This window comes from Sunxiuqinia indica, from assembly GCF_009847015.1.
In the GTDB taxonomy this organism is placed as follows: Bacteria; Bacteroidota; Bacteroidia; order Bacteroidales; family Prolixibacteraceae; genus Sunxiuqinia; species Sunxiuqinia indica.
Map to the genome: position 1 here is coordinate 139,840 of NZ_WVEM01000009.1, position 14,437 is coordinate 154,276.

At 42.5% G+C, this 14,437-nt stretch carries 14 protein-coding genes and 3 tRNA genes; 6 read left to right on the plus strand and 11 right to left on the minus strand.

Going from position 1 to position 14,437, the window contains the following annotated elements; all coding sequences use genetic code 11:
- Window positions 1–68: 68 nt before the first annotated feature.
- From GR929_RS14425 to GR929_RS14450, 6 genes are all read right to left on the minus strand, one after another.
- On the minus strand, window positions 69–1,502 hold the full coding sequence (locus GR929_RS14425; RefSeq protein ID WP_201301023.1) for a pyridoxal-dependent decarboxylase: 1,434 nt from the start codon (window positions 1,500–1,502) through the stop codon (window positions 69–71).
- Window position 1,503: 1 nt separating this feature from the next.
- Window positions 1,504–1,782: an acylphosphatase gene (locus tag GR929_RS14430; RefSeq protein WP_159520970.1), complete on the minus strand. Its 279-nt coding sequence runs from the start codon at window positions 1,780–1,782 to the stop codon at window positions 1,504–1,506.
- A gap of 4 nt (window positions 1,783–1,786) precedes the next feature.
- Window positions 1,787–2,155, minus strand: coding sequence for a hypothetical protein (locus GR929_RS14435; RefSeq protein WP_159520972.1), 369 nt, complete (start codon window positions 2,153–2,155; stop codon window positions 1,787–1,789).
- A gap of 591 nt (window positions 2,156–2,746) precedes the next feature.
- The gene (gene queF, locus GR929_RS14440) at window positions 2,747–3,217 is read right to left on the minus strand and encodes a preQ(1) synthase (protein WP_201301024.1); all 471 of its coding nucleotides are present in this window, start codon (window positions 3,215–3,217) and stop codon (window positions 2,747–2,749) included.
- A gap of 28 nt (window positions 3,218–3,245) precedes the next feature.
- Window positions 3,246–3,902 (minus strand): 7-cyano-7-deazaguanine synthase QueC, encoded by a 657-nt coding sequence (queC, locus tag GR929_RS14445; protein ID WP_159520976.1) that lies wholly within the window; start codon window positions 3,900–3,902, stop codon window positions 3,246–3,248.
- A complete protein-coding gene (locus tag GR929_RS14450; RefSeq protein WP_159520978.1) occupies window positions 3,902–4,582 on the minus strand; it encodes a queuosine precursor transporter in 681 nt (226 codons plus the stop codon). Before GR929_RS14450 ends, queC begins: the two co-directional genes overlap by 1 nt.
- Before the next feature lie 207 nt (window positions 4,583–4,789).
- On the opposite strand from GR929_RS14450, the gene nikR reads away from it, so the two are divergent.
- From nikR to GR929_RS14480, 6 genes are all read left to right on the plus strand, one after another.
- A complete protein-coding gene (gene nikR, locus GR929_RS14455; RefSeq protein ID WP_159520980.1) occupies window positions 4,790–5,191 on the plus strand; it encodes a nickel-responsive transcriptional regulator NikR in 402 nt (133 codons plus the stop codon).
- Window positions 5,192–5,244: 53 nt separating this feature from the next.
- Window positions 5,245–6,081 carry an ATP-dependent sacrificial sulfur transferase LarE gene (gene larE, locus GR929_RS14460; RefSeq protein WP_159520981.1) on the plus strand — a complete coding sequence of 279 codons (837 nt, stop codon included), beginning with the start codon at window positions 5,245–5,247 and terminating at the stop codon, window positions 6,079–6,081.
- A gap of 6 nt (window positions 6,082–6,087) precedes the next feature.
- On the plus strand, window positions 6,088–7,263 hold the full coding sequence (larC, locus tag GR929_RS14465) for a nickel pincer cofactor biosynthesis protein LarC (protein ID WP_159520983.1): 1,176 nt from the start codon (window positions 6,088–6,090) through the stop codon (window positions 7,261–7,263).
- Window positions 7,260–8,000, plus strand: a complete 741-nt coding sequence (gene larB / locus GR929_RS14470; protein ID WP_159520992.1) for a nickel pincer cofactor biosynthesis protein LarB — start codon at window positions 7,260–7,262, stop codon at window positions 7,998–8,000. Before larC ends, larB begins: the two co-directional genes overlap by 4 nt.
- Before the next feature lie 5 nt (window positions 8,001–8,005).
- Window positions 8,006–8,704 carry an urease accessory protein UreH domain-containing protein gene (locus tag GR929_RS14475; RefSeq protein ID WP_159520994.1) on the plus strand — a complete coding sequence of 233 codons (699 nt, stop codon included), beginning with the start codon at window positions 8,006–8,008 and terminating at the stop codon, window positions 8,702–8,704.
- A 189-nt stretch (window positions 8,705–8,893) separates the two neighbouring features.
- The gene (locus tag GR929_RS14480) at window positions 8,894–10,123 is read left to right on the plus strand and encodes a DEAD/DEAH box helicase (protein WP_159520996.1); all 1,230 of its coding nucleotides are present in this window, start codon (window positions 8,894–8,896) and stop codon (window positions 10,121–10,123) included.
- A 39-nt stretch (window positions 10,124–10,162) separates the two neighbouring features.
- Here GR929_RS14480 and GR929_RS14485 read toward each other — a convergent pair whose 3' ends face one another.
- From GR929_RS14485 to mutS, 5 genes are all read right to left on the minus strand, one after another.
- On the minus strand, window positions 10,163–10,885 hold the full coding sequence (locus GR929_RS14485; RefSeq protein WP_159520998.1) for a hypothetical protein: 723 nt from the start codon (window positions 10,883–10,885) through the stop codon (window positions 10,163–10,165).
- 434 nt (window positions 10,886–11,319) lie between these two features.
- Window positions 11,320–11,392 (minus strand) — tRNA-Gly (locus GR929_RS14490).
- Between the two features lie 23 nt (window positions 11,393–11,415).
- Window positions 11,416–11,501 (minus strand) — tRNA-Leu (locus tag GR929_RS14495).
- A gap of 12 nt (window positions 11,502–11,513) precedes the next feature.
- A tRNA-Gly gene (locus tag GR929_RS14500) sits at window positions 11,514–11,589 on the minus strand.
- 123 nt (window positions 11,590–11,712) lie between these two features.
- On the minus strand, window positions 11,713–14,331 hold the full coding sequence (gene mutS, locus GR929_RS14505) for a DNA mismatch repair protein MutS (protein WP_235934351.1): 2,619 nt from the start codon (window positions 14,329–14,331) through the stop codon (window positions 11,713–11,715).
- Window positions 14,332–14,437: the final 106 nt, after the last annotated feature.

Sequence of the window (14,437 nt, forward strand, 5' to 3'; positions counted from 1 at the left end):
AGCCATGAAAACAATTTTGGCCTTTCACAAATTGTGAAGGGCCATTTTTTTTGATGTCGAGAGAAGAGCTAACTGATGCTTTGTGATTTTTCGCCGATCAGTCGCCAGGCATCCTGCACATGCTTCAGCTCAGTCTGTGTTTGTCCGATGCTCATACGCAGCCAAAATTGTCCATTTAATACGGTATGTGTCAGGTAGATTTTGCCGCTCGTGTTCAGGCTATGGATGAGCTTTTTATTGAATGCATCATTATTTTTATGCCGGAAGCAAACCAAGTTAAAAGGCGGCTCATTGAGTAACTCAAAGTCGTTTGATTCGTTTACCCATTTACTAAATTCTCCGGCTAAACGAATATGTTCCCGAATATGATACTGCAATCCTTCAACGCCATAATGTCGGATGACAAACCAAAGTTTCAATGCACGAAACCGACGTCCCAACTGAAGATGCCAATCGCGATAATCAATCACAGCACCAGTTGCGGTTGCTTCGTTTTTCAGGTACTCCGGCAAAACACTAAGTGTTTTTATGAGCACTGATTTATCAGACACAAAAAAGCAGTCGCAATCGAAATTAGTAAACATCCACTTGTGTGGATTAAAGGCATAGCTTTTAGCCAACTCCAGCCCATCAAATGCAGTCCGTTGTTCCGGGCAGACAGAAGCTGATCCGGCCATGGCTGCATCTACATGCATCCAGATATCGTATCGGCGGCATATTTCTCCAATCTCCCGGATTGGATCAACAGCATTGGAGGAAGTGGTACCAATTGTTCCACAAACAAAAAACGGAATGTATCCTTCCTCTAGATCTTTCCTGATTTGCGCTTCGAGTTTCTCCGGAATCATCGCAAAGTTTTCATCAACCTCAATTGTCCGAAGGTTTTGCGTGCCAACACCAATAACTTTAATGTCTTTCTCGGCCGAAGAATGGGTTTGCGACGAAATGTAGGCCACAATTTTGGGACAGCCTCCAATTCGATTCGTTTCGAAATTCGTTTTCATTTCGCGAGCACAAAGCATGGCTGTCAACAACGCATTTGATGCGGTATCCTGAATCACCCCACCTCCATTTTGGGTAGTTTTAAAATACTGAGGTAAATCCATCATATCCACCAGCCAATCCATGACCTGACTCTCCAGTTCGGTGCAAGCCGGGCTGGTTGCCCAAAGCATGCCTTGCACGCCAAGCCCTGCCGAGAGCAACTCGCCAAGAATTGAAGGCCCGGAAGTATTGGCCGGGAAATAGGCAAAAAAGTTGGGTGATTGCCAATGGGTAATGCCGGGCATAATCAGTTGCTCCACATCCTGCATCATCGCATCAAAGCTTTCACCTTGAGCGGGTGCTGCATTGGGCAGGTCTTTGCGAATATCGCCCGGCTCAACTTGCGATAAAACCGGGTAGTTTTCTACCTGTTCGTAATAATCAGCAATCCAGTCAATCATTTTTTTGCCCTCCTCCCTGAACTGGGCGGGGCTCATATGGTAGTTCTTTTTTGTCATTTTAATATTGAATCGAAAAATTTGTGTAGTTGCCTGGCTCTATTTCACTTTGGTGAAGCTGATCAGTCCGGCTATAACCATTTCCAGCCTTGAGGTAATCGACAAAGCAGGCCAAATCTTTTTCGTCACCTTCAAGCTCAATTTCAACGGTGCCGTTTGGCAGATTTTTCACCCAACCGGTTAGTTGGCATTCCTTTGCTTTTTGATTGACAAAATACCGGAATCCAACTCCCTGAACTCGCCCGCTAACAATGATATGTTTGGCTACTTTACTGCTCAACGGTTTAGTTCGTTTTTGCTTTGTTGAATTCGGCTACAACTTCAGGCTGGACCAACGCCCAAATGGAGTAGGCACCAACTGCTGTTCCCAGTGGGAAATTAAACAGCTGCAATACCGATACGATCAATACTAAAATACGCGCCCACTCTTTTCGTTTTAACAATCCAATGCCCCCCAGAATACCCGGAAGAGATAAAACGATAAAAAATACGGTGAGCGAATTTGCGATGATGTTCAGAATAAAATTGGCTTCCTGATCTCCGGAAAGATTGCCCGCAATATTCAGAACAAAATAAATCAGAGCCGCAATAACAAGTCCGAAAATACTAAACCCAATCTGTATCGCTGCAACAATATTAATATGTTTTTCCATAACTAGCTTTTTTGTTTAAAATTAAGAAGAATCATAAACTATTTTAGATTATTCCAAATCTTTTTTCCTCGTGTAGCGGATTCCGGTCTGCTAAATAGAGTGAAGATTTTATAACGGAATAAAAATATAAAGTCGGGGGATTGAAATCCCCAACACCCCAATTTATTCAGATTCAATCTAAATTACTCTCCGTTCTCCTGCCACTTAACATTTAAAAACCGCTCCTCCAACTCATGAACTACCCGTTTTTATGTACGAACTCACCCCTGTGATTGACGAACCAATGTCAAGTATTCGACGAGGATTTCAATGTGTTATTGGAAGAGACCTATATATAACACACTGCCCACAATGCATTAAGTCGCATGATTAGAGCTGCCTGACGCCAAAGAATAGCTCCTGCAGGTGAGTGGCATGTGTTGATCTGATTAAGGAGTGCGAATGATTTAGTGTAAAGTTTCGAGTCTTTAACGATTTGTAATAGAAGCAAAACCGAAAATATCAAATAGGTTCGTGACCTTAAAATGAGAAGGGGCTATCCATTTTTTCCACCGGACAGCCCCTCTAATTTCAACTCAATCAAGCGCACAATTATCTATTATCAATTTTTTCGGGGTTTAAATCATGATTTTGCATGCGATACCAAGCCAGTTCTTCATACTTGCTTCCCGGCTTTCCATAGTTTGCATACGGATCGATACTGATTCCGCCACGTGGCAGGAACTTGCCCCATACTTCAATGTATTTTGGATCCATCAGTTTGATTAAATCTTTCATGATGATGTTGATGCAATCCTCGTGAAAATCGCCGTGATTACGAAAACTAAACAAGTACAATTTTAGAGACTTACTTTCCACCATTTTCTGGCCGGGCAGGTAACTGATGTAAATTGTTGCAAAATCGGGCTGCCCGGTTATGGGGCATAAGCTGGTAAATTCGGGGGCATTAAACTTCACCCAGTAGTCATTCTCCGGGTGCTTATTATCAAATGCCTCCAACAATTCCGGATTATAATTAAACCCGTAATTGGTATTACTCCCAAGGTGTTTTAAGTCATCCATTGTTTTAAATTTCAACCGCCAAATACAATCATTTATTACTACGTTTAGCCAAATAAGCATACAAACCATTTTTACGCAACTTACAAGCCGGGCAATGACCGCAGCCATCACCAATCATTCCATTATAGCAGGTCAGTGTTTCATTTCTAACCATATCAAAAACCCCCAACTCATCTGATAGTTGCCAAACTTGCTCCTTGTTTTTCCACATCAAAGGGGTATGAATTTCGTACTTGTATGCCATTGACAAGTTCAGTGTCTGATTCAGTGAGCGAATAAATTCATCTCTACAGTCAGGATATCCGCTGTAATCAGCCTGCCCCACTCCGGTTACCAGGTTCTGAATTCCCTTCGACTTGGCAAACACAGCAGCGTATGTCAGGAAAAGCATATTACGGCCTTCAACCAAGGTGTTTGGCGGACGATCGGCCGGTTTGTCCTGTTCCACCTCCACATCAGGATTTGTTAGCGCATTATTGGTAATACTGCCCAACAAGTCCAACTTGAAAACATGGAAAGGCACAGCTGCTTTATGAGCTATTATTGAAGCAACATCCAACTCCAAGCGATGTTTCTGTCCATAATCGAATGAAATAGCCTCAACATCATCAAATTTTTGTTTGGCCCAGTGCAAACAAGTTGTCGAATCCTGCCCACCCGAAAAAACAACCAATGCTTTACTCATTACACTTGTTTTAGTCGAAATGGATTGTATGAAACATTCTCATCAAAGGTGTCAATTCCTTCAATTGATTTTACTTTCGTAACAACCACATAGGTTAGCGGAAGTACAAGTATTTCGTACACTGTTTTTAATAGAGCCTGCGTCACAATCATGCCGAGAATAACTGGCAGAGGAAAAATACCGACAAAGGCGATGCATATAAAGATGAGAGAATCAGCACCTTCACCGGCCAAGGTTGACACGATGGCTCGGAGCGAGAAATTTTTCCCTTTCGTCATTAACTTAAATCGACTCATCACATAGGCATTCAGGAACGAGCCCACCATATAAGCCATCAAACTGGCAAACACTATTCGAGTAGAACTCCCTAAAATAGTTTGAAAAGCCTCCTGCGACTGGTAAAATGGAGCTGCCGGAAGCTGAATAGCCAGCATGAAAAACAAGGCAGCTAACAAATTGACTCCAAATCCGGCCCAAATAATTAGCCGGGCTTTAGCGTATCCCCAAACTTCAGCAATCACATCATTGATAATATAAGCCAAAGGAAAAATCAGCACGCCCGCCGGAGCTGACCATGGGCCAATCATAATAATTTTTGATGCAAGAATGTTGGAAATTAACAGGCAGGATGCAAAAAGCACGCCTGCCAACAGGAATAAAACAGAAACTTTATTTCTCATGATCTCTTGTTTTTTACGTGGTTATCAAGAACACGTCGTTAATAATGGCCACAAATATAATTGATTTTTCACAAACACCACTCCCTTAACCTGATAGAATTGAGCCAGTCCAAAATCACCGACAAATTCTATCCGTAAATCGAACCAAATGACCTTCTTTTTTGTAGTTTTGTTATTGATGTTACTATTTTATTAAAAGGTGTTACCATGACAGTATCTCGCTTCGGCGTTTCACTAGAAAAAGATCTTCTTGATGCATTAGACCAATATGCCAGGGAAAATCAGTTTGCCAACCGATCGCAAGCAATCCGCCAATTAATTAGCCGGAACATTGTAGAAAAGAAGTGGCAGTGCAACAACTATGTGGCGGGCTCTGTAACCCTGGTATACGACCCAAACCGCCGGGAAATACTGATTCAACTGGCTGACGTACTTGAAAACTATCACCAGGAAATTCTTTCAACCCAACGATTGATCCTGGATAAATCGAAACACATGGAAATTGTTGCGATAAAAGGCGTGGCCAGCCGACTAACCGAACTGGCCGATAAACTGATCACGATTAAAGGCATGCAACATGGTAAATTGACCATGAGCCGGGCAGATTAAAACATGTCATCATTCAAAACGAAAGTGCTACTTTATTTCGAAATACAACAAATATGAAAATATTAGAACCACATCTTCAACATAAACTAGACCAGCTACAGGCATGGTACTCGAAGCGAAAAGGCTCCATTGTCGCTTTTTCAGGAGGAATTGACTCGACCTTGGTACTTTTTCTGGCTCGTAAATTCCAGGGGAAAGAAAACACTATTGGGGTGATCTCCAACTCGGAGAGTTTAAAAGCAAAAGATTTTCAGCTGGCTCAAACGTTTTGTGAAGATTTCGACATTCAGCTTGAAGTTATTAAAACAGAAGAACTGGCAGATTTACGCTATAATAAGAACCCTGAAAATCGCTGTTTTTTTTGCAAAGAACATTTGTTTCACGACTTGCAACAGGTGAAAGAAAAACATCCTGATTTTGATGTTTTAAATGGCACCAACAATGATGATTTGGGCGATTACAGACCGGGGTTACAAGCCGCAGCCAATTATCAGGTTTTGTCGCCCATGGTCGATTGCCAACTGAACAAAGACGAACTCCGGCAAATTGCTAAACACTTTGAGTTGCCCAACTGGGACAAACCGGCAAGCCCTTGTTTAAGCTCGCGCATTCCATACAATCATCACATCACCAAAGAAAAGCTACAACAAGTTGAAGCGGCCGAAAATTTATTGAACGAACTGGGCTTTAGCGATGTGCGTGTACGGCATTATGAATCATACGCAAAAGTAGAAGCTCAAAAGGCGGAGTTAGAGAAGTTATTGGCAATTGAAAACGAGGTAGTTGAAAAAATAAAAACCCTTGGTTTTAAGGATGTAGAAATTGACCGCGAAGGATTGGTTTCCGGCAAGCTAAATCGGGCTCTACAAGGAATTCATAAATCAAAATAAGAAACAATGAAAATTCTATACTACGACTGTTTTGCAGGGATCAGCGGCGACATGAATCTGGGTGCGTTAATTGACCTGGGAGTGGATGCCGATTACCTAAAAACAGAATTGGAAAAACTGAATATCGATGGCTTTCACCTCGAAATTAAAACCGACCAGAGACGAGGAATAACCGGAACCAAAGCCGATGTGATTATTGAAAATCAGGAAAACGAAAAACATCGTCACCTGCGTCATGTCGAAGAAATTGTCAACAACAGCTCGCTGTCAGAATCAGTCAAAACGAACGCACTCAAAATTTTCGACCTGGTAGCTGTTGCCGAAGCCAAAGTGCACAATATATCGAAAGAAAAAGTTCACTTTCACGAAGTAGGCGCACTCGATTCAATTGCCGACATTGTTGGTGCAGCCATCTGCTTGGAGTACCTGAAAGTTGACAAAGTCATGGCATCGCCCATTCAACTAGGTGGTGGAACCGTAAAATGCGCCCACGGGATTATGCCTGTTCCGGCACCGGCAACTGCCGAGATTGTAAAAGGGATTCCGGTGAAAACAGGATTGGTAAACCACGAAGCAACCACGCCTACCGGAGCGGCAATTCTGGTAGCAACGGTCGATGAGTTCACCGGGCAAATCAGCTTGCCAATTACTAAAACAGCTTACGGAATTGGAAACCGCGACAGTGAAGTTCCGAACGTACTGCGTGTTTACCTGCTCGAAGATGCTACTTCAGTAACAGATGTGACCAATGAAGAAGCCATTGTTCTGGAAAGTAACATTGACGACATGAACCCGGAGCACTATGACTTTCTACTGGAGCAACTATTCGAAGCTGGAGCAAGTGATGCCTGGCTGGTACCGATGATCATGAAAAAGTCGCGGCCTGCCGTGCAGCTTTCAGTTCTTTGCAAAGAGGAATTGAGAGAAAAATTGAAAGGATTGATTTTCACATTCAGCACTTCAATTGGCATACGCGAATACCGGGTAACAAAAAATATGCTTCGTCGCGAAGAATCGACAATAGAAACCAGCTATGGAGCTGTTCGAATAAAGCAAAGCTTTTACAATGGCAAACTGGTTCGCACCAAACCCGAGTTTGACGATTGCAAAAAGCTGGCGATTCAACACCAGCTTAGCATTTCAGAAATAGAAAAAGAAGTTAACAAGCAAGTAGAATCATGAGTCCAAAGGAACTGCTGGAAAAATATAAGAATGGCGAAATAAGCCTGACTGACGCCTTGGAACAATTTCCGGATCGCGGAATTGAAGAAATGGGATTTGCCACTATCGATACCGACCGTTTAACAAGAACCGGCCTACCCGAAGTGATTTACGCCAGCGGTAAAACCGTGGAACAGGTCAGCCAAATTGCAGAGCGAATGCTCCAAAAAGGCATCGACGTGTTAGCCACCCGCGCGACTTCGGAGATGTTTGCAGCCGTAAAAAAACTGATTCCCGAAGCGCAGTATAATGAGATGGCAAAAACCATCACTTATAAAAAAACAGAAGAACAACTTACCGATGGCTACATCGTCGTGGTTGCGGCCGGAACATCAGACATGCCGGTTGCCGAAGAAGCCGTGGAGACGGCCCAATTTCTGGGAAATCGGGTTGAGAAAGTTTACGATGTTGGCGTGGCCGGAATTCACCGGTTTTTTAACCGACTGGAGGTCATTCGAAATGCCCGGGTAATTATTGTGGTTGCCGGCATGGAAGGTGCATTGGCAAGCGTTGTTGGCGGATTGGTTAACAAACCGGTTATTGGTGTCCCTACAAGCATTGGTTACGGAGCTAATTTCCAGGGACTATCCGCCTTGCTATCCATGCTCAACAGTTGCGCCAGCGGTGTAAGTGTCGTGAATATTGATAATGGCTACGGAGCAGCCTGCCAGGCCTCACTCATTAACAAACTAAGCTAAAAGCAATGCAAGAACTATATCTACTATCCATATCTGCAGCGTCACTCGGTTTTATTCATACCATTTTAGGTCCTGATCATTACCTGCCATTCATTGTGCTGAGCAAAGCCCGGCAATGGTCGAGCCAAAAAACCATGTGGATCACTTTTATCTCCGGGATTGGACATGTTGGCAGTTCTGTTTTGATTGGATTTATTGGCATTGCCCTCGGTATTAGCCTCAACAAACTGAAGTCGTTCGAAAGCTTAAGAGGCGAAATGGTAGGTTGGTTGTTAATTGCCTTTGGTGTTGGCTATAGCATTTACGGAATCTACAAATACATAAAAAGTCTGCACCACGTTCATCTTCCGTCATTTCTTCTTCCTAAACGAATTCGAGACCTTCAACACCTGCCAACTGAAGAGCAAACCGAAGACAATGTAAAATTAACACCATGGATCCTGTTTCTTATTTTTGTATTTGGTCCGTGCGAAGTACTTATTCCAATGTTGATTTTTCCGGCCTACGAACATAGCACAATTGGTATGTTAACGGTAGCAATCATTTTTGGCATCGCAACCATTGGCACAATGCTTTTGGCGGTTTATCTGGGGCATAAAGGAACTTCGCTCGTGCGTTTCAAAAAACATGAACGGTACCTGCATTTAATCGCCGGACTAATTATAACAATTAGTGGCGTTGGCATTGTGTTCATGGGGTGGTAAGCAAATAGTTGAAGCAATCTCTTCTCCAACGGATTTAACATTCCGGCTCAATAAAAAACGAAGAATTGGACAAAGTCTGCTTTCCAATAAAAAAATATTACTTTTGTGTTGAATGAAACTGGATAAGCATCTTTCTCAAAAGGTAAGCTTTACTTCTCTGGTAGTTAGAAATACATTCCTGTATATTTTATGAAATTTGACGAGTTTGATTTACACGATGACATTTTAGATGCCCTGTATGACATGGGTTTTGATGAACCCACGGCCATTCAGGAAAGCACAATTCCAATCATACTGGAAGGGCACGACTTAGTAGCCTGCGCACAAACCGGAACCGGTAAAACGGCTGCCTTTATCTTACCAATTTTAGATAAAATTGAGGATCTCCCCGAAGGAAAAACAAGAGCCTTGATGATTGCTCCAACACGCGAACTGGCGATCCAAATTGAACAGCAGGTACAAGGATTTGCCTACTACCTCGGAATAACTTCGATCGCACTGTATGGAGGTGGCGATGGTAGCGAATGGGAAAACCAGCGACAAGCCCTGAATAAAGGAGTTGACATCATTGTTGCCACTCCGGGAAAACTTATTTCGTTTATTGACAATGGCATTGCCAAGCTCGACAATGTTGAGTTTGTTGTGTTGGATGAAGCTGACCGGATGCTCGACATCGGTTTTCATGACGACATCATTAAAATATTCAGCAACCTCCCGGAGAAACGTCAAACACTGATGTACAGCGCGACGATGCCTAATAAGATTCGTTCATTGGCCTCAAAAATCCTGACCTCTCCCAAAGAATTCAGCACGGCCATTAGTAAGCCTGCCGAAGGTGTTTTGCAGGCAGCCTACTTGTGCCACGAAAAGCAAAAGACACCCTTGATTGAGCAATTGATCGAGGGGAAAGATGACTGTCCAAGTATCCTTATTTTCAGTTCAACAAAGAGAAAAGTTGCCGAAATCGCACGTTCGCTAAAGAAAAAAGGGTTTAGTACAGCCGGTATTTCTTCTGACTTGGAACAGAAAGATCGTGAAGATGTGCTGATGCGTTTCAAAGCGCGGCAGATTCGTATTTTGGTGGCAACCGATGTTATGAGCCGTGGAATCGATATTAAAGACATCAACCTGGTTATCAACTACGATGTACCTGGAGATGCCGAAGATTATGTCCACCGTATCGGACGTACGGCAAGAGCCAATACCACGGGAATTGCCCTGACCATGATTAATGAAGATGACATGTATAAATTTCAGCAAATTGAGTCTTTAATAGAAGCTGAAGTGTACAAAGCTCCTCTCCCCCCTGAGTTGGGCGAAGGACCGGAATGGAAAGTGTCAACACGAGGACAAGGCAAACGTAAATTCAATAAAAAAGGCCCCGGGAAAGGTAATCCCAGAGCCCATAGAAAAAACTAGTCTGCAGTTTCTGAACATCCCTAAAAAAAGGGAGTATTGTTATCTCTTCCATAAAGGATAAGAGATGTTAAGTAATAACATTCTGTTTCTCACGGTCTGGCTTGTCAGCCAATTACCAACAGTTGACTCGCCCATATACTGATCTTCGAATCCTTGGACATAACTCAACGACAATTGCAAATCTTGCTTTTTATAACCAAAGCCAAGCAACCAGCTAAAGTCAGGTTTTCTGGATACAGTTGAATAATTTAGCAGCCATTCTGCCTCAATTCCCGTTTCAATAAAAAAAGCTTTCTCAACAAAATATTTGAATTTAAGCGGGACAGTCAAGGACTTTTGAGGAATTGTAATTTGTTGCCGGGTCAAAACATAATCTTCCGGAGAAATTGTTTCACCAGGATAATGATATCCGTATCCGCCATATCCGTATGGACTATAGGGCGAGTAACCATATCCTCCATAACCACCGGAATAGAAATCACCTGGAAGTTCCATCTGATCAAGATCAGGCATCCAAATCTTCTTCCCATTTTCTTTGTATCGGTAGCCCAGCCCAAGCGACACTGCCAATTTTTCGAGAATCGGCTTGGAATAATAAATCCCTGCACCAACAACTAACCCGTTGGACTTGGAGGGGACGAGAGTAGCTTCAGTAGGCATAAAGAGCCCTCCTTCTCCGTATACTCCCAACTCACCTTTCGACTGAGCAAATCCAATTGATACTGAACAAAATAACAAAATTAAAGAAATAGACCTTTTCATGTGTTTTAATTTTAGATAATGATAAATCATTTCTTTCTTTCAATCTTTTCAACACAAACAAGCTATTGATTATTCCCTGAATTAATCAACGGCACAAATATAAAAGATGACACTACATCATTTAATTAATATAAAATAAAGAATGTGAAAAACATTTAAATAAACGAATGGCCGCAAAAGCGTGTTCGAAAATTTCGTGAGATAGATGTATTATCGATCCAACAAACCCCCATCGCAAAAAAATGCCAGACATAAGAAAACTAAGAATCCTCCGAGACTTCTAATGGTTGCTGTAAATGTATATCGAGAACAGAATGAAGACAGCCCCAAGATTTTCAAGGACAGGTATAGAATAGTTTTTTACAATTTAATCCGGAAACGCTCTTTCCTAAACGAAAAAACACCTCATTTTCATGAAGTGTTTTTTCTGGGAGAGCGAGAAACGAGACTCGAACTCGCGACCCCGACCTTGGCAAGGTCGTGCTCTACCAACTGAGCTATTCTCGCAATAACAACGAACTTTAAAAAAGTACCCGGAGCGGGACTTGAACCCGCACGACCGTTGATGGTCATTGGATTTTAAGTCCAACGTGTCTACCAATTCCACCATCCGGGCATCCTATAAAAATGGAGCGAGAAACGAGACTCGAACTCGCGACCCCGACCTTGGCAAGGTCGTGCTCTACCAACTGAGCTATTCTCGCATTTTTTTAAAGAACGTGCTGCTTTCAGCTCCCGAAAACAGCGATGCAAATATATCGCTAATTTTTCTTTCTCCAAAAATAATAATTAAAAAAACTGAGAAATTAAATTATCACGCTAAACGCCTATTTTAAGCCTGAAAGCTTTTTAATTCCATGCAATTTGTTAAGTGCCTCAATAGGAGTTAGATTATCAATATCCAGCGTTTTAATTTCATCCCGAATCTGTTTCAAAACCGGGTCATCTAACTGGAAAAAACTCATTTGAAATCCTTCACGATGCTCCGCCATTCCTTCCAAAGGCTTAGCCAGACTATCTTTTCGGTTCGTTTCTTCCAGTTGAGCTAAAATTTCATCAGCACGACCGACCACAGAAGGTGGCATTCCGGCCATTTTAGCCACATGAATACCAAAACTATGATTGCTGCCACCACGAACCAGTTTGCGCAAGAAAATCACCTTATTGGCCACTTCCTTCACCGTGACATTGTAGTTCTTCACCCGACCAAAGGATTTTTCCATTTCATTCAGCTCATGATAGTGCGTAGCAAATAATGTTTTAGCCTTTGCCTTTGGATGTTCGTGCAAATATTCAACAATTGACCAGGCTATGGATATTCCGTCGTAAGTTGAAGTTCCACGCCCCAACTCATCCAGCAAAATCAAACTTCTGTCCGACACATTATTTAAAATACTGGCAGCCTCATTCATTTCAACCATAAAGGTCGATTCGCCCAACGAAATATTGTCAGATGCTCCAACACGAGTGAAAATCTTATCCACATAACCAATCTTTGCTTCCGCAGCAGGAACAAATGAACCAATTTGCGCCATCAGCACAATCAAGGCTGTTTGCCGAAGCAACGCCGACTTACCAGCCATATTTGGTCCCGTGATAATAATCACCTGTTGGTCTTCTTGATCCAAAATGACATTGTTGCTGATGTATGTTTCGCCAATCGGCAGCTGTTGCTCGATTACCGGATGTCGCCCTTCCTTGATGTCGATTTTTGTTGAATCATTCATCTCGGGCTTGTAATAATCAAATTCAACCGCCGATGTGGCAAAAGAAAGCAGACAATCCATCTTGGCTATCACCACTGCGTTTAATTGAATTGACTGAATATATTCGGATAACGCCACAACCAACTCATTAAACAATCGAACTTCCAGTGCCAGAATCTTTTCCTCGGCTCCTAATATTTTACTTTCGTATTCTTTTAACTCTCCCGTGATGTATCGCTCGGCATTTACCAACGTTTGCTTTCTAATCCATTCTTCGGGGACTTTGTCTTTGTGTGTATTACGCACTTCAATGTAATACCCAAAAACATTGTTAAATGCAATTTTTAATGACGAGATACCGGTGCGCTTCGACTCCCGTTCCTGCATTTGAACGAGGTAATCTTTTCCCGAATAGGCCAGTTTTCGAAGCTCATCCAGTTCCTCCGAAATTCCATTCTGGATAACATTGCCCCGACTTACAAGAACCGGTGGATCATTGGTTATCTCGCGCTCCATACGTTCGCGAATAGCCAAACAAGGATTTAGCTGCTCCGCCATTCGATTGATCACGTCCTGATCAACCCCTTCAGTGTATTTTTTAATCGGCTCAATAGCACGAAGTGCATTTCGTAGCTGGACAACCTCACGTGGGTTAATCCGTCCAACAGCGACCTTAGAGATGATTCGTTCCAAATCTCCAATCTGACGAATGTGCTCACTCAGCTCCTCTTTTTCGACATCACGCTGGGTAAAATACTCAACGACTGACAGTCGATCGTTAATAGCCGATATTTCCTTTAAAGGGAGGGCGATCCAGCGTTTTAACATGCGCGACCCCATGGGCGAAATTGTTTTATCCAAAACCTGGGATAGCGTTTTCGCCCCCTCGTTGATCACCCCAAAAAGCTCCAGATTTCTGATTGTAAACCGATCCAACCAAACGTATTTGTCTTCTTCAATTCGCGAAAGAGAAGTAACGTGCTGAAGTTGGTGATGCTGCGTTAAATCCAGGTAGTGCAAAATAGCTCCGGAAGCCATAATTCCATAATTCAAATCTTGCACACCGAAACCTTTCAATGATTTGGTTTCAAAATGTCGGAGCAAACGGTCGGTTGCAGCGTCCTCATTATACACCCAGTCATCCATGGTGTAGGTATAAAACTTACCCCCAAACAGGGCAATAAAATCATTGCCTTTTCCGCGTTGGAATAACACCTCTTTGGGTTTGAAGGAATTCAGCAGTTTATCAATGTATTCGAAACTACCTTCCGCTGTTAAAAACTCACCGGTTGAAATATCCAGAAACGCGACACCAGCCATCTTTTTATCGAAATGAACAGATGCCAAAAAATTATTCTCACGATGTTCCAGGATATTGTCATTAATAGAAACTCCCGGCGTTACGAGCTCTGTAATTCCACGCTTTACGATTTTCTTGGTCATCTTCGGATCTTCCAATTGCTCACAAATAGCAACTCGTTGTCCGGCACGAACCAGTTTTGGCAAATACGTATCTAACGCATGATGCGGAAACCCGGCCAATTCAACGAAACTGGCAGCCCCGTTAGCTCGTTTGGTCAAGGTGATTCCCAGTATTTCGGCGGTCTTAATTGCATCTTCTCCAAACGTTTCGTAAAAGTCGCCCACACGAAACAAGAGTACGGCATCCGGATGTTTGTCTTTGATGTCATAATACTGCTTCATCAAAGGTGTTTCGACATATTTTTTTGATTTTGCCAAAGCGTGTTCAAGTTTTAAATTGAATGATCAACAAAGATATAAGAAGCACATACAAGAATGAAAAACAGCCCATGTTTGTTCAGTGAAACTTTTCAACAAGTTATTA